The 23,175-nt window shown below is 42.1% G+C and carries 21 protein-coding genes; 5 read left to right on the top strand and 16 right to left on the bottom strand.

Features of this window, described 5'->3' with window-relative positions; genetic code table 11:
• Positions 1-149: 149 nt before the first annotated feature.
• The 8 genes from AC1RRY_RS20150 to AC1RRY_RS20115 form a co-directional block, all read right to left on the bottom strand.
• Positions 150-728 (bottom strand): adenylate kinase, encoded by a 579-nt coding sequence (locus tag AC1RRY_RS20150; protein WP_492823683.1) that lies wholly within the window; start codon positions 726-728, stop codon positions 150-152.
• A 170-nt stretch (positions 729-898) separates the two neighbouring features.
• The gene (locus AC1RRY_RS20145) at positions 899-2,626 is read right to left on the bottom strand and encodes a hypothetical protein (RefSeq protein ID WP_492823685.1); all 1,728 of its coding nucleotides are present in this window, start codon (positions 2,624-2,626) and stop codon (positions 899-901) included.
• A 229-nt stretch (positions 2,627-2,855) separates the two neighbouring features.
• The gene (locus tag AC1RRY_RS20140) at positions 2,856-3,755 is read right to left on the bottom strand and encodes a PstS family phosphate ABC transporter substrate-binding protein (RefSeq protein WP_492823687.1); all 900 of its coding nucleotides are present in this window, start codon (positions 3,753-3,755) and stop codon (positions 2,856-2,858) included.
• A gap of 151 nt (positions 3,756-3,906) precedes the next feature.
• Complete coding sequence (locus AC1RRY_RS20135; protein WP_492823689.1) at positions 3,907-4,149, bottom strand: hypothetical protein; 243 nt, start codon at positions 4,147-4,149, stop codon at positions 3,907-3,909.
• Between the two features lie 2 nt (positions 4,150-4,151).
• On the bottom strand, positions 4,152-4,979 hold the full coding sequence (locus AC1RRY_RS20130) for an energy transducer TonB (RefSeq protein WP_492823691.1): 828 nt from the start codon (positions 4,977-4,979) through the stop codon (positions 4,152-4,154).
• Positions 4,980-5,006: 27 nt separating this feature from the next.
• Positions 5,007-5,558 (bottom strand): ExbD/TolR family protein, encoded by a 552-nt coding sequence (locus AC1RRY_RS20125; protein ID WP_492823693.1) that lies wholly within the window; start codon positions 5,556-5,558, stop codon positions 5,007-5,009.
• 33 nt (positions 5,559-5,591) lie between these two features.
• Positions 5,592-6,191 carry an ExbD/TolR family protein gene (locus tag AC1RRY_RS20120; RefSeq protein ID WP_492823695.1) on the bottom strand — a complete coding sequence of 200 codons (600 nt, stop codon included), beginning with the start codon at positions 6,189-6,191 and terminating at the stop codon, positions 5,592-5,594.
• A 60-nt stretch (positions 6,192-6,251) separates the two neighbouring features.
• Complete coding sequence (locus AC1RRY_RS20115) at positions 6,252-6,998, bottom strand: MotA/TolQ/ExbB proton channel family protein (RefSeq protein WP_492823812.1); 747 nt, start codon at positions 6,996-6,998, stop codon at positions 6,252-6,254.
• Between AC1RRY_RS20115 and AC1RRY_RS20110 the strand changes: the two genes are divergently transcribed.
• Positions 6,889-7,362, top strand: coding sequence for a hypothetical protein (locus tag AC1RRY_RS20110; RefSeq protein WP_492823820.1), 474 nt, complete (start codon positions 6,889-6,891; stop codon positions 7,360-7,362). The two genes, AC1RRY_RS20115 and AC1RRY_RS20110, sit on opposite strands and share 110 nt — an antisense overlap.
• Before the next feature lie 88 nt (positions 7,363-7,450).
• Here the strand turns inward: AC1RRY_RS20110 and AC1RRY_RS20105 are convergent, their stop codons facing one another.
• A complete protein-coding gene (locus AC1RRY_RS20105) occupies positions 7,451-9,067 on the bottom strand; it encodes a M28 family peptidase (protein ID WP_492823697.1) in 1,617 nt (538 codons plus the stop codon).
• A gap of 335 nt (positions 9,068-9,402) precedes the next feature.
• Between AC1RRY_RS20105 and recQ the strand changes: the two genes are divergently transcribed.
• Positions 9,403-11,544, top strand: coding sequence for a DNA helicase RecQ (gene recQ, locus AC1RRY_RS20100; protein ID WP_492823699.1), 2,142 nt, complete (start codon positions 9,403-9,405; stop codon positions 11,542-11,544).
• Between the two features lie 4 nt (positions 11,545-11,548).
• Here the strand turns inward: recQ and AC1RRY_RS20095 are convergent, their stop codons facing one another.
• Positions 11,549-12,022 (bottom strand): YdeI/OmpD-associated family protein, encoded by a 474-nt coding sequence (locus AC1RRY_RS20095; protein WP_492823701.1) that lies wholly within the window; start codon positions 12,020-12,022, stop codon positions 11,549-11,551.
• 266 nt (positions 12,023-12,288) lie between these two features.
• Positions 12,289-14,115, bottom strand: coding sequence for an ABC transporter ATP-binding protein (locus AC1RRY_RS20090; protein ID WP_492823703.1), 1,827 nt, complete (start codon positions 14,113-14,115; stop codon positions 12,289-12,291).
• 264 nt (positions 14,116-14,379) lie between these two features.
• Between AC1RRY_RS20090 and AC1RRY_RS20085 the strand changes: the two genes are divergently transcribed.
• From AC1RRY_RS20085 to AC1RRY_RS20075, 3 genes are all read left to right on the top strand, one after another.
• Complete coding sequence (locus AC1RRY_RS20085) at positions 14,380-14,871, top strand: YybH family protein (RefSeq protein ID WP_492823705.1); 492 nt, start codon at positions 14,380-14,382, stop codon at positions 14,869-14,871.
• Positions 14,871-16,184: a cation:dicarboxylate symporter family transporter gene (locus AC1RRY_RS20080; RefSeq protein ID WP_492823707.1), complete on the top strand. Its 1,314-nt coding sequence runs from the start codon at positions 14,871-14,873 to the stop codon at positions 16,182-16,184. The genes AC1RRY_RS20085 and AC1RRY_RS20080 overlap by 1 nt, the downstream gene beginning before the upstream one ends.
• 130 nt (positions 16,185-16,314) lie before the next feature.
• Positions 16,315-18,588 carry an NADP-dependent malic enzyme gene (locus tag AC1RRY_RS20075; RefSeq protein ID WP_492823709.1) on the top strand — a complete coding sequence of 758 codons (2,274 nt, stop codon included), beginning with the start codon at positions 16,315-16,317 and terminating at the stop codon, positions 18,586-18,588.
• A gap of 346 nt (positions 18,589-18,934) precedes the next feature.
• Here the strand turns inward: AC1RRY_RS20075 and AC1RRY_RS20070 are convergent, their stop codons facing one another.
• The 5 genes from AC1RRY_RS20070 to AC1RRY_RS20050 form a co-directional block, all read right to left on the bottom strand.
• Positions 18,935-19,327, bottom strand: coding sequence for a DUF2752 domain-containing protein (locus tag AC1RRY_RS20070; RefSeq protein ID WP_492823711.1), 393 nt, complete (start codon positions 19,325-19,327; stop codon positions 18,935-18,937).
• A 103-nt stretch (positions 19,328-19,430) separates the two neighbouring features.
• Positions 19,431-19,910 (bottom strand): RDD family protein, encoded by a 480-nt coding sequence (locus tag AC1RRY_RS20065; protein WP_492823713.1) that lies wholly within the window; start codon positions 19,908-19,910, stop codon positions 19,431-19,433.
• A gap of 173 nt (positions 19,911-20,083) precedes the next feature.
• Positions 20,084-20,938 (bottom strand): hypothetical protein, encoded by an 855-nt coding sequence (locus tag AC1RRY_RS20060; protein WP_492823715.1) that lies wholly within the window; start codon positions 20,936-20,938, stop codon positions 20,084-20,086.
• 33 nt (positions 20,939-20,971) lie between these two features.
• Entirely contained in the window at positions 20,972-21,691 is a 720-nt protein-coding gene (gene bshB1 / locus AC1RRY_RS20055; RefSeq protein ID WP_492823717.1) for a bacillithiol biosynthesis deacetylase BshB1, read from the bottom strand.
• Between the two features lie 351 nt (positions 21,692-22,042).
• Entirely contained in the window at positions 22,043-23,164 is a 1,122-nt protein-coding gene (locus AC1RRY_RS20050) for a peptidoglycan DD-metalloendopeptidase family protein (protein ID WP_492823719.1), read from the bottom strand.
• Positions 23,165-23,175: the final 11 nt, after the last annotated feature.

Raw genomic sequence — 23,175 nt, 5'->3', positions numbered from 1 at the left:
GAAATAAATCTGACAATAATCGCCAAGTCATCTAATAAACCATTTCGCTAATATCACATGAATTAATAAACTCATTCATACTCTATCACTATTCACTAACTCGTCATTCATTAATTCACAATCACTAAATCACTTATTCACTAAATTAATCAATCTACCTTCGCGCTGTCTATTGCTCCGCAGATTGCACCAGATATTGCCTCAATATCACCAATACCATTTACTTTTACCACTTTATTCTGAGCCTGATAAAACGGTAGTACATGGATGGTTTTGTTGAAATATTCGTCGATACGCTTTAATAGTTTATCTTCGTCGTCGTCGGCTCTTCCACTTATTTTCTTTCTTTCCGCAATGCGGTGTTTAATTTCAGCCTCTGTTACATCCAATTGTAATACAAGGTCTATTTTCTCTCCTTTGCCCTCCAGAAACTTGTCAAGTGCCTCAGCCTGGTTTACCGTGCGAGGGAAACCATCAAAAATGAAACCACTTACATCCGGATTTCGCTGCACTTCTTCTTCGAGCATATCAATGGTGATAGAATCAGGCACCAGCAGGCCATCGGCCAATATCTGTTTTACACGCTTCCCTAATTCTGTATCCTGGCTTATATGCATTCTGAACATATCGCCCGTTGAAATGTGAGCCAGTTTGTATTTATCAATTATCTTCGCTGATTGTGTGCCTTTTCCGGCACCGGGAGGTCCAAATATTACAAGATTAAACATAGATAAAATTATAGGTCATAACTGTCCTTATCAAGTTTGCGTAAAGAGCAGGACGGCAAAAATAAAATCAAAATTTGTAAGTTGCATGTTTTCAGCACAAATAATTTATTGAGCAGCAAAAAAAACGGCCCGCTTCAGGTAGAAACGGGCCGTTTTTTTATTATTATTTATCAGCCTTTAGGGCCACTACCACTTGCCGGGTTATTATTGGCAGGAGGTGTAGCTGCGCCATTGGCAGGAGGTGTGGCTGTGCCAGTACCACCGTTGATAATCTCAAGAATTTTCAGTGCCTGTTGGTTGGTTGGGTCATAAATCAATACCTGATTCATGTATTCTTTTGCTTTGGCAGTGTCTTTGTCAAGCAATAGAGCTTTTGTACCCAGGTAACCGTATGCTTCTGCCAGATATCTCTTTGTATTATCTTTTACTTTTTCAGCTTCCGGTACTAATGAGATGTATTTCTCATAGACAGGGGCGGCAGAGAAAGTAGAGTCATTCGGATTTGCATATTGTTTGGCACGCGCCTTGATAATATAAGGCACCAACCACGTATCACGATACAATTTAATTGTTGTTGATAGCGCCGAGTCAGCCTTTACGTAGTCTTTTGCACGCATGTAGGCATCACCCAGGTTATAGTAATCCTGCGGATTCGGCTTTGCTGAACCGGCAATCGACTTCTCGTAGGTTGCTGCCAGTTTATCCCATCTTTTGGCAGCTTTATAAACTGCTGCGATATCGTTCAGATAATTAGAAGTGGTATCGCCCAATTGAATCGCTTTTTCCATGCTCAAAATACCCAAAGAGTCGTTAAGCGCATTGTTCGCATCATCTTTGATACAGATATAGCCACGACCAATAGTACCGTAGTCAGATGGTAAGTGGCGATCTTGCGGTGCTTTGTTCAGGAACTCCTGAATGTTTTTGATACCTTCTGCACACTCACCTTTTTCTACTTGAGTATAACCTCTCAAACGGTATTTAACCGGATCCTGAATTTTATCGAAAATAGAATTCAATACGTTGGTAGCGCCATCATAGTCTTTTACGGTAAAGGCCAGCTTCACGTATCTCAGCTTTGCAGCATCTGAAGCCTCGCTTTTATCCAGATACAATTTTGCATTTTTAGCTGCCAGGTCATACTTTCCGAAAACCTGGAACAGGCTACTCAAATAATAGTAAGCCGGTGCGTGTTCAGGGTCAGCAGTAACTGCTTCGTTAAACTCCTGTTGTGCTTTCGGATAGCTTTTACCCTGGAACCACACTCTACCCATTTCAGTACGGATAACGGCTGCTTTCTGGCCCATGCCTAAGGCATTTTCAAGGGCTGTCATGGCGGAGCCACCGTCGTTCTTCAACAAGAAAGCCTTAGCTAATGAGATATAGTAGTCAGGATTATTTTTAACTTTCAGTATGTCTAAACCTGCCTGAATATTCAATACGGCTTCAGCCGGATCATTCAATTTAGGGTTATCAGATATAGCGTAAGCATCTCCTATTCTGAACAGAACTTCCGGATTCTTACTTCTTGTATCTTTTTTAATTAATTCAAAGTCTGCTTTTGCGCCTGCTTTATCACCAGATAATAATTTCACGGCTCCTAAACCTACACGGTTGAGCGGATCAGGTTTTTTATCTGTAGCTGCACCTTTCGTGAACGCATCTTTAGCTTTTTCAAGATCGGGTTCAGGTAGATTCAGATAATAGTACCCCTGATAGAAATAATTTTCTGCTGTTGGCGCAGAACTCACCAGTTGATTGAAAATAGTTCCTGCAGCGTTGTAACGCTCGGCATCCAAATTTCTCAATCCGTCCTGCACTGTTTGTGCCAAGGTGTGGAACGACAACGCCAGCACCGCCACCGCTGATACTGACAAAGATCTCAAAATCTTGTTCATTTTCACTCTGAAGTTAGGTTTACGAATTCTTTGTATTAAAAAAAAATTAAGCAAAATTAAAAAACAATTCCGATACAGAAAAAAATTTGTTCAAATCGGCTAATACTTTTTAAATCTTTTGCCATTAATGATTAAGACAAAATCTTTTATTCAAGGTTTATTAATAATTTGTTAATGCAAATTTCGTCTGAATCCAAATCACTTAAACAAATCTTTTGCGGTTTGGGTTCTATTTGGGTTGCTCCCTATTAATGATTACCCCTTTCGGATAGACATAATAGGGTATCAGCCCTGATTTTTCAACTACCAGCTGGCCAATTTGAGCGCAACAAAAACGGATAAAAGCTTTGGTTAATCCGAAGTGATCCATTGTGTGTAAATAAACGCGTCTTTCCAAGGGGTATTTTCTGGCTCTTAATGATTCGGTTGTAGGCTTATAATAATCATTCGGGCCGGGGGTTTCAGATGCTGAAACGCCCAATACCTTTATACTGGCAATAAAAATTCTGCTGTTCTGGTCGTCAAGGTCGCTAATCCAGTTACCGCCTATCACACCAATGGCCTTTGGGTTGTTTTTGATGTATTCAATCACATCTTTGTTTCCATTAGCAGCAAATATATTAGCTCTTTTAATGTCTTTAATCTGTAGTTTCTGGATCATGTAATTCAGGTTACTCGAATTACTGTTATCAAAAACCAGTTTATAATCTGTATGTGTTTTGCCTTCAAATATCTCTTTCAGTTCTTTCAAAGAGATATGTTCCATCGGGCTCGCAGGGTTAACAATCAATGCTACCCCATCCAGAGCCATTTTTGCAGGAAGATAAGCGATTTTTTTCGAAGCAAAATACGCCTTCTCATTTTCAGTAGCCTCGCGTGTGGTTACTGCTATATCGACCGAATCACTCAACATCAGCGACATTGCTTTTTGCTCAGGCAGGTATCTGACATGCAAAATAGCATTCGGATAATGGGCATTATAGGCCATCATCTGTGCTTCAATAATAGGTTTTAGTGATTCGTCGGCTGCAATAGTTATTTCGCCCTCATTGGGTAAATCAGGCTTTTCCGGCTTGGAACATTTTATAAAAAACAAAGCACAGGTTATCAAGAGAAGAAAATTTCTCATGGTAGTAATTCTATGATAGTTTAAGTTTGAACAATGTAAAAATACTTAATACTCAACGAAAAAAAAAAGCAATTAATGAATAATATTAAAAAAAAATTAAAAAGCATGCCACCCTGGTTCACAAAGTGGCATGCTTATATCAAGAAATAAATCAGTCATTCATCGTGTCCCTGATCGAAAGGTAGGCTCTGTATGCCCTGAAAATTCCATATGCTACCAGTAAAGCACCCATAGCATAGGCAAGGTTATCAGAGAGCGGTACCATCAACCATTTCAATTTAATAACAAAGTATCCGAGAACAATGTATACCAGAGCAAACAAGCCCATCGACAATTGCAGGACCCTTTGAAATACCTGACGCTGCTTATCTGATGAATTACGTCGTGCTGCCATTATTACTCAAGTTGGAAATTGATCGGCATGGTAAAGAATACACGCACGCTACGACCATTTTGTTTACCCGGATTCCATTTTGGCATCGACTTAATTACTCTTTGCGCTTCTTCGTCGCAACCGAAACCAATACCTTTCAGGATTTGTACTTCGCCGATACGTCCGTCTCTTTCAACAACGAATTTAGCAAATACTTTACCTGATACATTGGCACGTTGAGCTGCTGACGGATATTTAAGGTTTTTACCGATGAAACCATACATCTCCTTTAATCCGCCCGGAAACTCCGGTTGCTGCTCAACCGTGGTGAAGATTTCATCTTCTCTTGGTTGTTCAATTTCAGCTGGTTTCGGCGCTTCTACCGGTGGAGGAGCCGCTGCAACTTCTTCAGTTTCAGCACCTTCTTTATTCACGTTAGAAATCACCTTATTCTCAACCTCTTCCACTTTTGGTGGTGGTTCTTCGTTCTTTACTTCTTCATCAGCCTTTGGTTCAGGCGGAATGAATTTGATTTGCGCTATTTCCTGTTTTGGTGGTTCAGGCTCTGGCGGCGGAGGAGGTATATCAGGTTTTTTCTCATCCTGTTTTTCTTCCTTTAACTTAGAGAGGTCAATTTCAACGGTTTGTAAATCTTCTTCTTTATTACCACCGAATTTATTGAAACTCCAAGCCGCTAACAATGCTCCACCAAAAATACCGATACCTATCAAAGCTGCTCTGGTAAGGTATCTGGAGTAATTTTTCCTTAGTGAATATGCTCCGTAGTCTTTGTTACGTCCTTCGAATACAATTTCATCTAAGGTGATGTTATTAGCATTTTTTGCTTCCATTGATTTGTTTGTTTATCCTTAGATTACTTATTTTTTAGGTTCTGCCAACTTTTGGTCTAGCAATTCCTTCTCTTTCGGAGCCAAATCAACAATTGCGTATCGGTCAGACTTCGTAATTGCCATTTCGTCCAAAATATCAACAGTATTCTTCCAGTTAGCGTCGTCACTTGGCTTGATGATAACCGTAAATTTGTTTACATCAAGTGCGTTGGCTTTCTTCACTAAAACAGCTTTTCTGATACCTTCGGTAGAATAGTCTGTTTCGTTCAGATCTGCAAGTGTCAATTCCGGAAGAGGTTTCTGATACCAAAATACTCTGTCGTCTTTGCCCATCAAAACAGTAATGGTGTTGGTCACCTTTACTTCTGGTGGTGGTGGATCGTCAGGCTTTGGTTTATCAGGCATGTTCAACTTCATCATGTTGGGCTTGCCGAATGTAGTGGTGTACATGAAGAACGTAATAAGCAGGAAGCCAAGGTCCACCATTGGTGTCATATCAGGTTTACCACCTGCTTTCTTCGACCGGACCTTACCGCCACCTTTCTTACCACCACCACCCGATTCCTGTATTTCTGCCATTTTTTATCTGGTGATTTAAGGGTTCAATAATTTTTACTCTTTGGTTTCTGAATCGGTTATCAACTGAAACTTGTTGATATCACTTTTACCTAATTCAGTAAACAGGCTTCTGATGGCAGGATACTGTGTTTTCACGTCACCACGTACAGCCAGTTTCGCTTTTTTGTTTACGTCGGTCAAATAAGTTTTAACCCAGTCAACAAGCTCACTTTTAGTACTGTCGTTCGGAATACCTGCAATTTTAACCTGGCCTTTTTGTGCTTCCGGAAGAGCCAGATATTGTTTTAGCGAAGTGATAGAAACACCAGTTTCTGCCAATTTCGTAAAGCCTGCCTGATCTGCTTCTGATAGCCCTGCGCTGTACTTCTCATTCATTCTCTGAATAAGCGTGTATCTGTCAAGCGGATTCGTAACGCCAAAGTAATATTTGCCGTCTTTGTCGATTGTTATCGTAGCCACATCTTTGTCATCAATTTTAATTTCTGAGACTGACGAAGGCGTATCTACTGTTACAGACTCCTGACTTTTAAACTGGGTAGTCATGATGAAGAATGTAAGTAGTAGGAACGCAACGTCACACATCGCAGTCATATCCATTGACGGACTCTTCCTGGCTGGTTTCGGTGCTGCCATAGCTTTTGTTTGAAAGTTTAAAAGTTTAAACTAAACTACTCTTAACTTAACTGCTTTATCTTAGTGATGAGCAGCGAAGTTTTGCTGAAGGCTCATTCCGATTTCGTCGATCTTGTAAGTAAGCGTATCTATTTTTGAGGTAAATAAGTTATACATGATAATAGCGATAGCCGATGTACCGATACCTAAGGCTGTGTTGATCAAGGCCTCAGCAATACCAGTTGCAAGGGCAGATGCATCTGGAGCACCACCACCAGAACCAAGGGCGAAGAACGAACGGATCATACCGATTACAGTTCCTAATAGGGCCACAAGAGTTGATACTGATGCAAGTGTCGAAAGAATTGTAAGGTTTTTCTCTAACATTGGAAGCTCAAGTGTTGTTGCTTCTTCAACTTCTTTTTGCAATGCAACCAATTTCTGGTCTTTTGCCAATGTTGTGTCTGATGCTAACTGCGTGTACTTCTGAAGGGCAGTTTTAGTAACGTTACCTACTGAACCTTTTTGTTTGTCACATTCTTTGATAGCTTCAGCGATGTTGTTTGAGTCTACTAATGAACGTACTTTACGAACAAAAGCATCTAAATCGCCTGTGCCAGAAGCTTTGTTAATTGTAATTGAACGCTCAATTGAAAATACCAATACTGAAAGCATAAAAGTTAACAAGATAGGTACGATGATACCTCCTGAATAAACTATGCCCATAGCAGTGATTGGTTTGTGTTTTGTTTCGGGATCCGAGAAGTTCGAAGCATCACCCAAAAGGAAATACCACAAACAAAAACCGATAACTAGTAGAATTGGAATAACGAACGCTGGATTTAATCCACCACTTGAAGACTTAGGGGCTGCTGGTTTTGCTGCTGGGGCTGTAGTCTTTTTTTCCATTAGCTTTGAAAATTTTAGGGTTTTAAAAAATGAAACAATGAATTTTTTGGTAAATAAAAGTGAAAATTTTAAAACAAAGAATATTAATAATAGAAAATTTTGTAAAAACCTGTCAAATATTCTTTTCAATCTTGCGACAAGTTTAAGCAAAATCGCTGAAACAAAAAATATCAAACCTGATAAATTTTTATTAGCAAAATATCATATTGCATTTTTTGAAGAATATTTATTTCTATTTTATGCAAGGTCTGAAAACGTAACTTTTTCATTATCAGACAGTTAAATATTAAGCCTCAAGCAATATAACTAAAAACTTCGTTGTTGATTTCAGTTTCGGGGAAAAGTACTATTTTTATTAAAAAACAGGCTTGTCAGGGCTTGTTACTATCGACCTTTATTCTTTCTTCACGATTCGCCACTTCCCAAGCCGTATGAAATACTAATTCGGTGATCTGCCGATACTTGGGGAAGAGGATTTTCTCCACGTCATCGCCGGGGCGATGGTAATCGGCGTGCACTCCTGTAAAGTAGAAAACAACAGGTATTTTATGCTTTGCGAAGTTATAATGATCTGAGCGGTAATAGAACCGGTTCGGATCTTTGGGATCGTTATATGTATAGTCTAACTCAAACTTTACTGAATTATTGTTTGCCTCTTCACTTATTTTATGCAAGTCTGAAGATAATTTATCTGAACCTATCAGATACACATAGTTTTCGCGCGGGGCATGTTCTTTATCAATACGGCCGATCATGTCAATGTTGAGGTCGCAAACGGTATTAGCCAGAGGAATAACCGGGGCTTTGTCGGCATAATATTGTGAGCCCAGCAGACCTTTTTCTTCGCCGGTTACGGTCATGAACAAAATACTGCGGCGAGGGCCGTTGCCTTCTTTTTTGGCCTGAGCAAAGGCACGTGCCAGTTCAAGAACAGCGCAGGTACCTGAACCATCATCGTCGGCACCGTTGTGAATCTGTCCGTTTTGTATGCCTACGTGGTCATAGTGCGCAGTTACCAGCAATACCTCGTCCTTTTTGTCGGTCCCTTCCAGAAAACCCATTACGTTCATGGTTTCGAGAGGTACTTCTCCCCTCTCGGCTTTTACTGATACTTTAGATTCCTTTACCGACCCGGCAGTACTAACGCCTGTACCAGTTATTTTATTAACTACTTTATCCAATTTTTTCGGTTTAATACCCAGCATTTCGGCAGCCATTGCTTTTGAAATATAAAAAACAGGATTTGCAGTGGCCTGCTCCGGTGCAGTGGCCTCGGTGATGCTCATGCGGTTGAAACGCGAAAGCACTACCCGTCTTTCAGCTGCCAGGCTTTTGAAGCCGGTTTCGTCAGACGCTGACACCACAAAAAGCATTTTAGCGCCTTTACCGGTGGCTATGCTCGTTTTCTTCTGGAAGCCGGCTTTATCATCCCAGACCGTTTTTTCGCCTTCTTTAGTGACATAAGATTTTCCGGCGGCATCTTTTGGTTCTCCCTCCAGAATAACCACTGCTTTATTTTTTACATCAATATTTTTGTAGTCATTGTAAGTGTCGGTTTCAATACCAAAGCCTCCAAAAACCACCTGCAGCGATTCTTCCTGCGGAATGCTCGTAAGGCCATTAGGATAATAGTCTTTAAAGAATTCTTTTTTCTTGTTACCTATTTTGATGTATGCGTCTTTCCAGCCTTTTTTATACAGATTGAAATGCTGAAAATAACCTTTTCCACCTTTACCGTCTGATGCCAGCGGTTGCAAGCCCAGCTCTGCAAAGCGTTTGGCTATGTAATCGGCTGCTTTTTTTTGCCCTTCCGAGCCTGTATCACGGCCTTCGAGTTCGTCAGAGGCAATGTAGGTAAGGTCTTTTTTAAGATTGTCGGCAGAGATGGTGGCTGCGTAGATTCTGGCTTTATCGAGGGTATTGCTGCTTTGGGCATATACCCACGAGCACGAACAGAACAAAATAATTGCTAAGAAGCTTTTTTTCATACGATGATGCTGGTTTGTTGAGTTAATATTAATGTCTAAAATTTCACCGACTGAAGTCGGCGTCTATCTAAACAAAGGTTTGTTTTTATCTTAGGCGTACCGACTGAAGTCGGAGTATGCCCCTGGGTTATTACTTTAATAACAGATTGATTGAATTTTCATGCGACTTCAGTCGCGTATCAAATTAAACAACCTTTGTTTTTTTAGCCGGCGAATTTATTCGCTGTTCAAGAAAGCATGTAGGGTTTAAATAAACCCTGTAAAAATACATGGATTTTATATAGACATAGCAGAATTATGCATTATTTTGTTTTAAAAACCGGACAACACCCTTGATGACTAAAGAACAGGCTCTTAAAAAATATTTTGGCTACGACACTTTCCGTCCGCTTCAATCTGAAATCATAGACACCGTATTGTCCGGGCAAGACTGCCTTGTGCTGATGCCCACCGGTGGGGGCAAATCGGTTTGTTTTCAGGTACCTGCACTGGTATTGGAAGGATTGACACTGGTGATATCGCCCCTGATAGCGCTGATGAAAGACCAGGTGCAGGCACTACTGGCCAATGGTGTGCCGGCCGCTTTTATTAACAGTTCGCTTTCAGCCGGCGAGGTAAGAGATATTGAAAACCAGTGCCGTTCGGGCGCCTTGAAACTGCTGTACGTATCGCCCGAAAAACTGCTGAGCCCCAACTATCTTGATTTTATAAAGACGCTGAAAATATCGCTGATTGCTATTGACGAATCGCACTGCGTGTCGACCTGGGGGCATGATTTCAGACCGGAATATACCCAATTGCATGTGCTAAAAGATATTTTTGCCGACACACCCATGATTGCCCTGACCGCCACTGCCGACCGGGTAACCCGAAAAGATATTCTGAAACAGTTGGGTATTGGTGATGCCAGTGTATTTATTGCTTCTTTTGACCGCCCTAATCTGAGCCTGTCGGTATCGCCGGGACGAAACCGGCTGAAAGTAATACACCAGTTTATAGCCGAACGACCAGGTGACTCGGGGATTATTTATTGCCTGAGCCGTAAGAATACAGAAGAAGTGGCCGAGGGATTGAGAAAGCTGGGTATCAGGGCAATGCATTACCATGCTGGTGTTGAGGCGCAAACCCGTTCTGAAGTGCAGGATTCTTTCATAAAAGACGAGATACAGGTGATAGTGGCCACCATTGCTTTTGGAATGGGGATTGATAAATCGAACGTGCGGTTTGTGGTGCATTATAGTCTGCCGTCGAACGTGGAGAGTTTTTATCAGGAGATTGGTCGCGCGGGTAGAGATGGGGTGCCGTCGGATACACTGCTGTTTTACAGCTTTGGCGATATTATAACCCGCAAGGACATGATTGAGAAGTCGGAGCTGCCACTAGATATGAAAGAGGTGCAAATGGCTAAGCTCGACCGCATGAAACAATATGCTGAGACAGAAATTTGCCGCAGGCGGGTCTTGCTAAGTTATTTCAATGAAGAGGTGCTGCATGATTGTGGCAATTGCGATGTGTGCCGGAACCCTCCGGTAAGATTTGAGGCGACTGTTTTTGCACAAAAGGCGCTGTCGGCCATTGCCCGTGCGCAGGAGAAAGTAGCCATGGGTATGCTGATTGAAATTCTGCGGGGTGCGCAGACCCGACAGATATTTGAGCATAATTACCATACCCTGAAAACCTTTGGGGTTGGTAAGGAACTGAAATATGAAGAATGGGCCGACTACATCACCCAGATGCTCAACTCGGGTATTCTGGATATTGCTTATGATGAGCGACATGCTCTGAAACTGAATGCGTTGTCATGGCAGGTACTGAAAGGTGAACGAAAGGTAGAATTGGTACGGTTTGAGCCTTATGAGGTGAAGAAAGCGCGTTTGGAAGCTGAAGCACCAAAAGAGAAGCCGAAGAAAGAAATTATACGCGATGCACTGTTTAACAAGCTGAAACTATTACGCAAAAAACTGGCTGATGAACAAGGCCTGCCTCCTTTTGTGGTGTTCTCTGACGCTACGTTGTCTGATATGGCACAGAAACGCCCCATCAACAGGATTCAGATGCTGGCGGTGTCTGGTGTGGGCGAACAGAAGTTCAGACAGTATGGCGAGGCATTTATTAACGAGATACTCGATTTTGCCAGAGAAAACACTGAACCGGGCAAAACCAGAATCGTAAAGGGTTTTACTTATGTAGAAACGCTTGATCTTTATCAGAAAGGGCTTTCGGTGGATGACATTGCGCAGGAAAGAAAATTAAGCCCTGTAACGGTTATCAGTCATCTGGTAAAATTACGAGAAGAAGGCAACGATATTAACCTGCGCGATTTGATACCCGGCTACGAATATAATCAGATAATAGCCGCTGCCATACGCCTGAACATGAAAAAAACTGACCCGCTCAAGCCACTGTTTGAAGATTTGGAAGGGGTATATGATTACGGAAAACTGAGGATTGCCATGGCACTGTGGGATGCGGAGTAGGAATCTAAGGAATTCTCACATTTTCGATTTTATCTTCCAGTTGCCGGATTACTTTTTCAATGTTTTTCTGTAAAGTGGCTTCGGTTTTAATAAAACTCAGGTATTTCAGAATTTCTTTTTTGCGATGTGAGGTTAGGCTTTGGAAAGCGGCTGTCAGGTTGTGTTGGTTCAATGCTTCTGACAAGGCTGTGGGTATGGGATAATCTCTTGTTTCTGCTTCTGTATCCTGCTCTATGCTGAAATGGGCTATTTCACCCAAGGCTGTCTTGCCGCCTTTCATCATGATACCATTCACAAATAATCTGTACGGAGCATTTTTAACAGGCACCAGCGTTTGTGTAAATGCAAAGCCGTTTATTTCACCCTTTATTTTTATATACCCTTTTTTCACCTGTAACTGCGCCGTTATTTCCGCAGGCACATCCACACACCAGTTGATGCCGGTTGGGTAGATTTGGGCTTGGAAGGAGTGCTTCATGAGTATTTGATTTTATACTATCGATTATCCAAACACCGAATAAATTCGGTGGCTACTGGAACAAAGGAAAAGTTTCATTTTGTGGTACCGACTTAAAAACACCGAATAAATTCGGCGCCTACTGAAACAAAGGAACGGTTGCATTTTGTGGTACCGACTTAAGTCGGTACTGTATATAAAATTCCTTTGTTTCATTAGCCAGCGACCGATTCGTCGGACCGCTTTATTCGCTGACGCCCGTATTATTGAGAGAAAGTTAATCCCTCCTACCTATACCCCTCCGCCTGTAAATAAAACAACTCGGCATAGCGGCCGTTTTTGGCTAGTAGTTCTTCATGGCTGCCTATTTCGAGCAATTGGCCGTTATCCAGTACCAAAATACGATCGGCCATCCGGACAGTTGAGAAACGATGCGAGATAAGTACGGCCGTTTTACCTTTGGTGAGTTCAGCAAAACGTTTGAACACCTCAAATTCGGAGCGGGCATCTAATGCAGCCGTTGGTTCGTCAAGAATTACCACATTGGCTTCACGCAAATAGGCACGAGCCAGAGCCACTTTCTGCCATTCTCCGCCTGAAAGCTCAATACCTTTAGCAAAACGCCGGCCCAGAGGTTGGTCATACTTCAAAGGTAATTTTTCAATCACCACATCAGCCAGGCTTTGTCCGGCAGCGCGTTTCAATTCCGATTCGTTGTTCAGATAATCAATATCACCCACGGCAATGTTCTCACCGGCAGTAAAATGAAACTTCTGGAAATCCTGAAATATCACGCCTATCTGTTGGCGCAATTCTGTGAGGTCATACTCTCTTAAATCATATCCATCCAGCAAAATACGGCCTTCGTCAGGGTCATACAGGCGGGTCATTAATTTCACCAGCGTGGTTTTCCCTGAACCATTCTCCCCTACCAATGCCAGTTTCTCACCCACTTTCAAAGTAAAGTTCAGGTTACGGTTTGCCCATTTATCAGACCTCGGATATTTGAAACCTACGTTATCGAAAACAAAGCCCTCCCGAATCGGGTTGGGTACAGATCTCGGATTAGTCGGTGACACAATGTCCGGTTGCATCCGGTAAAAATCGAAGAGGTCGTTCAGGTAGAGTGAGCCCTGCGAAATGCTGTTGAAACGGCCAAGGAAGTTTTCAAGGAATGTCTGCAACTGACGGAATGAACCCGTAAGAAAAGTAAGTGTACCAATTGTGATAGCTCCTTTGATTGTATCGAAAACGATGATTCCATAAGCCCCAAAATACCCTATGGTTCCAATAGCCACCAGCACACTACCCCACACCGCCCGTTTGACAGCCAGCTTTTTGGTTTCATGATAATATTGTGTCGATAAACTGCGGAAACGATCGACCAGAAAAGTAGACAGCCCGAAGAGTTTCACTTCTTTGGCGGTGTCGTCGCTGGCACCAATAAACCGGAAGTAATCCAATGTGCGTCGTTGGGGTGTCCAGCCTCTTTGTAAAAAATAGCTTTTGGCATTGAAATACAACTCACCAAGAAATGCCGGAATAACCGCCACAAAAAGCAGGAGTATCAGCCATGGATTGAAGGCCGCCAGCCCCACCAATAAGCTACCCATAGTAATGATATCCTGTGCCTGGGTGAATGTCTGCGTTAGTAATGCGGTGCGTCCGTTTACCTGCACCCGTGCTCTTTCGAGCTTGTCGTAAAAGGTGGCGTCTTCAAACTGGGCGAGGTCGAGCGAGGCTGCATGCTTCATAAGCTTGATTGAGGTCTGGTTGGCAAACATATCGCCCAGCAATCCATCAGTAAGTGTGATACCCCGCGCCAGAAAATCACTAACAATAACGAGACAGAATTCGGACACTATCAATACTATTAAATGTTGAAAATCGGTTGAATGCGCATTTATCAGCACGATTACTTCATCGATAATTAATTTACTCAGGTAAAGAACCAGCAACGGAATAACCGATCGTAAAGCTCTGAGCATGATATTCCCGATGGTAAGACCGGGGGAAGTCCGGTATACTTCTTTAATAAAAACAGGCAGGTTGCTGAGCGCTTTTAGTCTTTGGCGAAAATTTATTCTTTCTTCTTCTTTCCGTACTTTAGGCATTTTTGTCTGAACTATTTAGTGATTGGGCGAATGTTTGTCCTGAACTTTGATTTAACTGATTAACCTGATTTCGCTGAAACAATATTATGTTGATTTTATTAAAATCCAATTATCCATAAGAACAGTCTATAATCAATATGAACCTATCAATCATTTTAATCATTCAATCAGGTGAATCATAGTTCAAGAAAAAACCCTTGCTCTGCTCCGCAAAATGAATTAATTGCTTACATTTGTTTTGAAACCTAATTGCCGTTAAAATTCATGAAAATCCTGTTCGGTTGTATACTGATGTGCTGTTTTTCTTCAGTTATTGCGCAAAACAATGCCATTGAAACCGAAATCAACAGTCAGATCTGGCATCCGTTTATCAGGACATACAATAGCATGGATGCAGCGGGTTTCATGAATCTGCATTCGAAAGACCTGATACGCGTTCCTGTCGATGCACAGAAAATTCTTACCTATCAGGAATACGACCGCGGTAATCAGCAAAGTAACGACTATCATATTCAGCAAAAAAGCAAACGCAATATCGCGTTCAGCTTTGAGAATCGTATTCACAACGAAAATGCAGCCTTTGAAACAGGATATTATCAAATTACTTCTACCGATGCCGGTGGTAAAGTGAGTCGGTTCTACGGCAAATTTACGGTGGTTCTCCGTAAAACGGACGGACAATGGAAAATCGTACTTGACAGCGATACCGGGAAAAATATAACAGAGACGATGTTTCTAAGCGGAAAACAACTATAATGAAAAAACTCCTTACCAACCTTACATTCTGGGTTTTAACAGCCATTATCTGTGGTGTTTTATTAGGTCATTACAATCCGGGATTTGCCCTGAAACCGATTCTTGAAAAAGGCATCAAAATCAACCTGTTTATTTCAGAATTTGAAATAAAAACCACTTTCAGCGAGTTGATGAGCAGTGTTTTCATCAGCACAGTTAAGTTATTTATTAACCCCATCATTTTCCTTACCATTACTTTGGGTATTATTTCGATGGGTGATCTGAAAAAAGTGGGCAAGGTTGGAGCCAAAGCCCTGATCTACTTCGAAATAGTAACCACCATTGCGTTGATAGTCGGTATTTTTGTGGCCAATCTTTTACGCCCCGGCGACGGCGTGGTGACTGAAAACATTAAAGGCGGAGATATAACAAAATATACCGAAAGCGCTGACCATTTCAGCTGGATGAAATTCTTCTGGGACAACGTAACCCTGCAGGTATTGGTAGTGGCTATTGCGCTGGGTGTTTTGCTGAGCAATTACTCGGGTCGACAGGCGGTCGTTAATTTCCTGTCTCCTATTTCCAAAAAAGTTTTCTGGGCTTTGCATAAGGTAATGCTCTTTGCGCCTATCGGGGCATTTGGTGGTATGGCGTTTACCATTGCCAAATACGGCATTAAAACCCTGCTGCCTCTGGCCAAGCTAATGGCTACTGTATATACTACCATGGCTATTTTTGTATTTGTGGTTTTATACTTTATTCTCAATCACTATAAAATCAGTCTGTTAAAATTCCTGAAGTATATCAGAGAAGAGCTATTGATTGTGTTGGGTACTTCATCATCAGAAGCGGCTTTGCCTTCATTGATGGAAAAGCTCGAAAAAATGGGCTGTTCTAAATCTGTAGTGGGGCTGGTGGTGCCTGCCGGGTACTCGTTTAATCTGGATGGTACAACCATTTACCTTTCTATGGCTGTTATTTTTCTGGCGCAGGTATTTAATGTGCATCTCGATATTCAGCAGGTTCTGACTATCATCGGCATCCTGATGGTAACGTCTAAAGGTGCGGCAGGCGTAACAGGCAGTGGTTTTATTGTGCTGGCTTCTACGTTATCAGCCATCAAAGTGATTCCGGTAGAAGGCCTTGCGCTATTGCTGGGGGTAGACCGGTTTATGTCAGAGGCGCGTGCCATAACCAATTTTATAGGCAACGGCGTGGCTACAGTATGGATTTCGAACAACGAAAACGAGTTCGACCGCCACAAAATGAATCAGGCATTTAGCAATGTTGCTCAATTTGAAGACATTGTCACCGACAACATCAAAAACAAATAAGCATAATTACTTACCTATTAATAATTATCATCAACAACCGGCCAATCGGTGAGCTAAAAACCCGATTTTCTGTCCACCAAACAGTTTAGATTGCTTACCTTTGCGGCCAGAATTAAAATTTATTCGAAAAATGAGTACGAAAAAAACACTGAAAGAAGACGCCTTATACTACCATGCCAAAGGACGGCCGGGTAAAATAGAGGTGATTCCGTCGAAAGAAACAGCCACTCAGAGAGACTTAACCCTGGCTTACTCACCGGGTGTAGCCGAACCATGTATGGCTATTTATGAGAATCCGGAAGATGTCTATAAATACACTGCCAAAGGGAATCTGGTAGCGGTGATATCGAACGGAACTGCTGTACTGGGTTTGGGTGACATAGGGCCGGAAGCAGGAAAACCGGTAATGGAAGGCAAGGGGCTTTTGTTTAAAATATATGCCGATATTGACGTATTTGACATTGAACTGAATACGAAAGATGTTGACGAGTTTGTAAGAACCGTAAAAATAATGGAGCCGACATTCGGAGGAGTGAATCTGGAAGATATTTCAGCGCCGGAATGCTTTGAAATAGAGGAACGTCTGAAAGCGGAGCTGAATATTCCGGTGATGCATGACGACCAGCACGGAACAGCCATTATCTCAGCCGCCGCGCTGAAAAATGCGCTTGAGTTAGTAAACAAGAAATTTGAAGATGTTAAAATTGTGATTAACGGTGCCGGCGCTTCGGCTATTTCCTGCACACGTTTATACAATTGCCTGGGTGCACAGAAGAAAAACATTTTTATGTTTGACAGCAAGGGGCTTATTCACCCGAGCCGCACGAATCTTGACGGGAAGAAAATAGAATTTGCCAACGATAACCTGCCTGCCGAGACCACATTGGCAGAGGCCCTTAACGGTGCCGATGTTTTCATTGGTCTGTCGAAAGGTAATACTTTGAAACAGGAAATGGTGAAAGTTATGGCTAAAGATTGTATTGTGTTTGCCATGGCCAACCCGACACCGGAGATTGCTTATGAAGAAGCGATGAGTGCTCGTGAAGATATTATTTTTGCCACCGGCCGCTCAGATTATCCGAATCAGGTGAATAACGTACTGGGCTTCCCTTATATATTCAGAGGGGCGCTGGATGTGCGCTCAAAGGTGATTAACGAAGAAATGAAGCTGGCGGCAGTACACGCCCTGGCCGATCTGGCTAAAAAGCCTGTGCCGGATATTGTAAACCTGGCCTATGGAGAAAACAACCTGATTTTCGGCAAGAAATACATTATTCCGAAACCTGTTGACCCACGCCTGCTTACCACCGTTGCACCGGCAGTAGCCAAAGCCGCTATGGACACCGGGGTAGCGAAGTTCCCGATTATTGACTGGGAGGCATACGATACGCAATTATCGAAACGATTGGGTCAGGATAATACCCTTACCAAGGTAATTATCACCAAAGCGAAGCAAAACTCTAAAAAACGTGTGGTGTTTGCTGATGCCGAGAACCTGACTGTGCTAAAAGCAGCACAACAGGTGATAGACGAAGGCATTGCTATACCGATTCTATTAGGCAACGAAAACCGGATCAATCAGCTGGTTTTAGAAAACCATATCGATATTGCAGGCGTTGAAATCATAGACCCGCGCTCACCGAGACAGGAACCTCATCTGCAGAAATTCGGAGATATTTTCTACGAAAAACGCAAACGCAAAGGTTACAATAAGTTTGAAGCCACGATGTCGATGCTGAATCGCAACTACTACGGCGCCATGATGGTAGAAACCGGCGAAGCCGATGCCATGATTGGCGGTATGACCCGTAACTATCCGGAAACGATTCGTCCGGCACTACAAATTGTGGGGCGTCAGGATGGTGTCAAAAAAGTATCGGGTATGTATATCCTGATGAGCCGTTTCGGTCCGCTGTTTCTGGCAGATACCACTGTAAATTTCAACCCTACCACCGACGAAATTGTTGAGATTACCGAACTGGCAGCCAAAGAAGTAGAGAAATTCAACATTAAGCCACGCATTGCTTTATTGACTTATTCTAACTTTGGCAGTGCTGACGGAGATGATGCCGTGAAAATGCAGAAAGCGGTATCTATACTGAAAGAAAAGCACCCGACCATGATTGTAGACGGTGAAATGCAGGCGCATTTACCTTTCGACCTTGATTTGCTGAGAGAGAATCATCCTTTCTGTGATCTGGTTGATGGTGGAGCCAATACGCTTATATTCCCGAATCTGTCGGCATCTAATATTGCTTATAACCTGGTGAAGGAGATTGCCAACATTGAAAAAATTGGGCCGATTTTGCTAGGTATGAAAAAACCTGTGCACGTATTGCAGTTAGGTAGCTCAGTAAGAGAAATTGTGAATATGGTAGCTATTGCTGTTGTTGATGCGAAATAAATTTATTTAGAGTTTATATTAGAAGTTGTTGACTTGTTTTAGTGGTCAACAACTTTTTCTGTTTTTATTAATTCCTTCACAGATTAAAGTTTATTGATTATAATATTCCTCTGTTGTTACTTTTTGAGCTGCAAAAAGTAACACAAAAAGCAGCCCATCATTCTAACTCACAGACTAGCCGTCCGCCAATTAAAATCTGATAAATTTTCCCATATTTTATAATGATTATCCCCAATTTTTAATTGTGCTCAAACAGGAATGACGTAATAAGGTCTTTCAATTTTTAGTTGTTATATACTCATTGTGAAGCGCTGCGGTAAAAAACTTTTGACGCCAATGCTTACTATTATTTAATAGGCGCCAGGTACTGGAAGGTCGGGATATTCCTTAGCACTACAAAAAGAATAACTACTAATAGCAGAGGTAATAAAAATTTGTGTGAATAAAACACATCAGGAAAGACTTTTTTGCCTGTTAGTTCTTCTACGAGTTTCAGTGCTACAAGGGGTAGTACTATAAAAAGCAGCAGGTTGTTCTGTGCCGCTGTGGTGATATCGCCATGCAGAAGCGCATGAAACGCCCTTTGACCACCACAACCCGGACAATACAGACCTGTTGTGGCATATAAAAGGCAAGACATACCGGGCAAAAAACCTACTGAAGGATAGAAAAAATAATAGGCGGTAATAGCAACTACTATTACCGCCAGTAATATTTTAACAGAAAGTCTGTTTATCATTAACAAAGGAAATTTTAAATTAGTAAGCCAATGGACTCGCTCAGATTTTACAAAATTGTAATCTCCCATTTATTGATTGTTCACTACATCATTCATTCATTATTTAATCCTCTACCACCAGTGTCCGGGCAGCTAAATCGTGTAATCCCTGCTCCTCTTTGTTAAACAGGCATACCAGCAACAACAGGAAGCAGAACTGACCCGTGACATATTTCACTAAAGACCTGATGAACGCATCGCCCAGAGACAAAGGCTCTCCGTTTTCTTTCACTACTTTTATTCTCATAATGCTTTTGCCCAGGGTTGCCTGGCGGGGTGAGGCTGTCATAAGGGCGTCATAAATGATAGGGGCCACAATAGCTAACAGAATAACGCCTACAAAACTAATGCCGGTAAGGGCTAAAGCAGCGGCTTGTTCGTCTGTAAAATCACCTGCATCAAAGCGACCTTCGTTGAATCCTAAAAAGGCGAAGATACCACCGAAAGGGATAAATAATAATAAGAAGACAACACCCAGTATGATTCCGTCAAGAATATAGGCAACAAAGCGTTTGCCAAAACCGGCCAGGATAACATTGTTCATAGTAAAATTTGTTTACGGTTTAGATTGAAGAATTTCAAAACGGTCAGTGATGTGCAGAGTAAACAGTATGAATTTAACTGACTGTTTGTAATTATATCAAATCTAAAAAATATTTCTTTACAAAAACAAATTTTACCAGCAAAATATACTTATAATCAGGGTGTTGTCCGCTTCTATGCTACATCTTTCACCTTTATTTTTTCAAAAACATCAACGTAGCTTCTGGCACTGGCGTTGTAGACTTTTATACCTAGTGCGCGGGCGTATCCGGCTAAAATTTCATACCCGTAAAAGGCTTTGTGAAGAGAAAAAAACTGCTGGCTCATGTAAGATGTCTCACGGAAGGCAATGTTATAATCTTCATTTCCGTAGAAATGAGTATCGCTCACAATCAGGTTATTATTGTCGCCAAGCTTGATTAGTTCATGCCAGGAATGGTCGGCTCCAAAGAGGTAAATTTCTTTAAAGCCCATATTAAGGGCATAGAATAAGGTAGCTACCAGCACATTCTGACATTGAGGCATGCCCAGCCCGCGCTTAAAAAGCCCATGCACCAGCCATTGGTAACCGGTTGCAATGGTATAATTGAACGGAATAGATTTAATGTTGGGGTTCTCTGCCAGTTGGTTTCTGAAATACTCCGATTTCATCATTCGGGTAGGCACATACAGATTCAGTTCCCAGGTGGTGTTTTCTACTATTCCTCGTAGCCCGGTACGGCCATGCCAGTGATCGGGATTCATGAACGACCAGTCGAGCAATAAATAATTCCGGGGTTTTAGTTGTTTATATTCCTCCGTGACCGAAAACAGGTTAACTGCAAAAAGCTCCAGTTCCCGTAAAAACGCGGCGTCCTGCTCCAAAGTAGTTTTAAGAGATGGCCCATTACCTAATATACCACAGCGAAGATTCGTAGTTTTAGCCGTTTTCAACGAAAAGTCAGACATAAAAACAACTTTTATCAACGATACGACACTGTTAATAAAAAGGCTTACTTTTTGCTGAGCCGACAAGAGGAAATTAATCATAGACAGTAATTTGCAACAAAAGTAGCGGTCTTATCAGATTAAATCAAATAAATCCTTTACACCCAGCATTCTGGTTTTAGTGAACCCCTCACCAAATTTAGCTCCTATCGGGTGTCCCATTTCCTGCGAACGCGCCTTTAAGAATTCAAAAAACTCAGGGCTGGTCAGGTATGATTCCGGCTCAGAGCTGTTGGGATCGTAAAACTGGCTTTTGTAGGCACGTATTGAGGCCTCTTTCAGATCCCAGTAGTCAGAAATATTAACTACGAAGTCCGGCTTGATGTGCCGATCCTGAATGTAGTGATACAGATGTCTGGGTCTCCAGGCAGCCTGTGGTGTACCGTCTGTATCAAAAGTCTGTATCATGCGCAGACCCGATAAAAAGCAGGCATCTACTGCCAGTGCAGCACCTTTCCCGTGATCCGGATGTCGGTCTTCAATGGCATTGGCCAGTACGATTTCAGGTTGATAGCGACGAATGGCAGCTATGAGTTTCATCTGATGCTCCTCATCATTTTTAAAGAAGCCATCTCTGAAACCAAGATTTTCGCGCACTGATATATTAAGAATTTGTGAGGCTGCGGCCGCTTCTGATGCACGTATCTCCGGCGTGCCGCGGGTGCCTAATTCACCCCTTGTAAAATCTACAATACCCACTTTTTTGCCTTTGGCTATGGCAGCGGCCATTGTACCCGCGGTTGACATTTCGGCGTCGTCGGGGTGTGCAGCCATTACTAGTATATCTAATTTCATGTAGTTATGATAGTGCTATTTAGAATAATTTAGTGATTGTGTGGATTAGTGATTGAGTGATTAGAATTGTGAATTAGTGAATTGCAAATTGGTGAATGATTTTTTTCGCTTCGTTGGAATGCTCATCATTTGAACTGATCCTTATAATGAATACCTCTTTCCGGTTGTTAATAATTTATTGAAACTAACAATTACTTATTCGCCATTCATAAATTAAGCAAACGTTGCCTGCTAATTTATTCATTCACTAATTCGCTAATTCACTCAATCACCATTATGAGTTCACCTAATTATAAAAAAAAAGCGACGCAAATAGTTTCACGCCGCTTACAAAATATAAATTTTAATGCCTTATTTTATTCTGAGTCTGTATCCCACACGTAGCTTGGTCGAAGTTTTAATGTGGTTCAGTCGGGTCAGATTACTGATAGACGTATGATTACGACCGGCAATCTCAGAAAGCGTATCACCCGGACGAACCCGTACCCATTCTTTACGCGTAATAACCTGTGGTTCATCAAATTCGAAATCTCCTTTGCTGGCACCGCCTCTCAGATAATCGTATACCCGAGAAGTAAGCACAAACTCTGCCGAGTTGATATCAATTTTAGCCGGATTAAAACTAAAGATATTTTTCGGATCGAATGGATTGCCCTCATAGCGTGTTTCAAAATGCAAATGCGGCCCTGAACTTCTTCCGGTACTGCCACCTTTCCCTATTTCGTCACCTGCTTTTACGAGGGTATTGGGTTCAAAATTGATTTTCGACAGGTGCCCGTAAAGCGTTTCAAGGCCATTATAGTGTCTTACAACCACACAACGGCCGTAGCCACCATGTACACCTGCTATGCGCACAATGCCGTCAAAAGCTGCGTAGATGGGTTCACCGGTATCAAGGTCTAAATCAATGCCAGTATGCCAGCGGCGCCATCTCCAGCCAAACTGAGAGTTGGTGATACCCTTGTTCATCGGCCCTGACCAGTATCTGCCTTGCGAAATATCATAAAGCTGAATAGGTATAACCTCTTCATATTCTTTCGCATCGATTCCGTAAGGGTCAATTACGTTGGTGTTCCAGACAGAGAAATAACTGGCTATACTCACCATGTCGTCGCTTCCGGCAAATTTGGCCAACTCTTCTATCTCTACAATCTGCACTTCGCCCTCGTCAATACTTGAGGTATCTTCATGCACGGCTGTATTCAGTTCTTTGATGGGCTCAATTTTCAGATTGCCTGCTTTTTCGCCTTTCGAAGCCTGAAATTCGTTAATAAAGCGTAGCTTGGGTTCTTCTTCAAAGCTAAACTCGTCATCCTGTTTCTGAGGCTTATTCGGGTTTTTGCTCTTGGTATCTTTCTGTGTAGAGGGTATATTGGGCTTGTTCAGTTTAACGCCTCGTTCTCTTGGCGACTGACCATAGCAGACAATACACAATACTAGTAAAGTGGGTAGGGTTAAAAATGCCTTTTTCATCTGGGAGTCTT

This window comes from Emticicia sp. GW821-FHT11C11 (assembly GCF_058808615.1).
Note: the sequence above shows the minus strand (reverse complement) of the source record. Positions and strands in the feature narration are given on the sequence as shown.

Coding starts and splice junctions, on each gene's coding strand:
- AC1RRY_RS20150 (WP_492823683.1), bottom strand. CDS start 728: ATGTTTAATCTTGTAATATTTGGACCTCCCGGTGCCGGAAAAGGCACA.
- AC1RRY_RS20145 (WP_492823685.1), bottom strand. CDS start 2,626: ATGAACAAGATTTTGAGATCTTTGTCAGTATCAGCGGTGGCGGTGCTG.
- AC1RRY_RS20140 (WP_492823687.1), bottom strand. CDS start 3,755: ATGAGAAATTTTCTTCTCTTGATAACCTGTGCTTTGTTTTTTATAAAA.
- AC1RRY_RS20135 (WP_492823689.1), bottom strand. CDS start 4,149: ATGGCAGCACGACGTAATTCATCAGATAAGCAGCGTCAGGTATTTCAA.
- AC1RRY_RS20130 (WP_492823691.1), bottom strand. CDS start 4,979: ATGGAAGCAAAAAATGCTAATAACATCACCTTAGATGAAATTGTATTC.
- AC1RRY_RS20125 (WP_492823693.1), bottom strand. CDS start 5,558: ATGGCAGAAATACAGGAATCGGGTGGTGGTGGTAAGAAAGGTGGCGGT.
- AC1RRY_RS20120 (WP_492823695.1), bottom strand. CDS start 6,191: ATGGCAGCACCGAAACCAGCCAGGAAGAGTCCGTCAATGGATATGACT.
- AC1RRY_RS20110 (WP_492823820.1), top strand. CDS start 6,889: ATGCCCATAGCAGTGATTGGTTTGTGTTTTGTTTCGGGATCCGAGAAG.
- AC1RRY_RS20105 (WP_492823697.1), bottom strand. CDS start 9,067: ATGAAAAAAAGCTTCTTAGCAATTATTTTGTTCTGTTCGTGCTCGTGG.
- recQ (WP_492823699.1), top strand. CDS start 9,403: ATGACTAAAGAACAGGCTCTTAAAAAATATTTTGGCTACGACACTTTC.
- AC1RRY_RS20095 (WP_492823701.1), bottom strand. CDS start 12,022: ATGAAGCACTCCTTCCAAGCCCAAATCTACCCAACCGGCATCAACTGG.
- AC1RRY_RS20090 (WP_492823703.1), bottom strand. CDS start 14,115: ATGCCTAAAGTACGGAAAGAAGAAGAAAGAATAAATTTTCGCCAAAGA.
- AC1RRY_RS20085 (WP_492823705.1), top strand. CDS start 14,380: ATGAAAATCCTGTTCGGTTGTATACTGATGTGCTGTTTTTCTTCAGTT.
- AC1RRY_RS20080 (WP_492823707.1), top strand. CDS start 14,871: ATGAAAAAACTCCTTACCAACCTTACATTCTGGGTTTTAACAGCCATT.
- AC1RRY_RS20075 (WP_492823709.1), top strand. CDS start 16,315: ATGAGTACGAAAAAAACACTGAAAGAAGACGCCTTATACTACCATGCC.
- AC1RRY_RS20070 (WP_492823711.1), bottom strand. CDS start 19,327: ATGATAAACAGACTTTCTGTTAAAATATTACTGGCGGTAATAGTAGTT.
- AC1RRY_RS20065 (WP_492823713.1), bottom strand. CDS start 19,910: ATGAACAATGTTATCCTGGCCGGTTTTGGCAAACGCTTTGTTGCCTAT.
- AC1RRY_RS20060 (WP_492823715.1), bottom strand. CDS start 20,938: ATGATTAATTTCCTCTTGTCGGCTCAGCAAAAAGTAAGCCTTTTTATT.
- bshB1 (WP_492823717.1), bottom strand. CDS start 21,691: ATGAAATTAGATATACTAGTAATGGCTGCACACCCCGACGACGCCGAA.
- AC1RRY_RS20050 (WP_492823719.1), bottom strand. CDS start 23,164: ATGAAAAAGGCATTTTTAACCCTACCCACTTTACTAGTATTGTGTATT.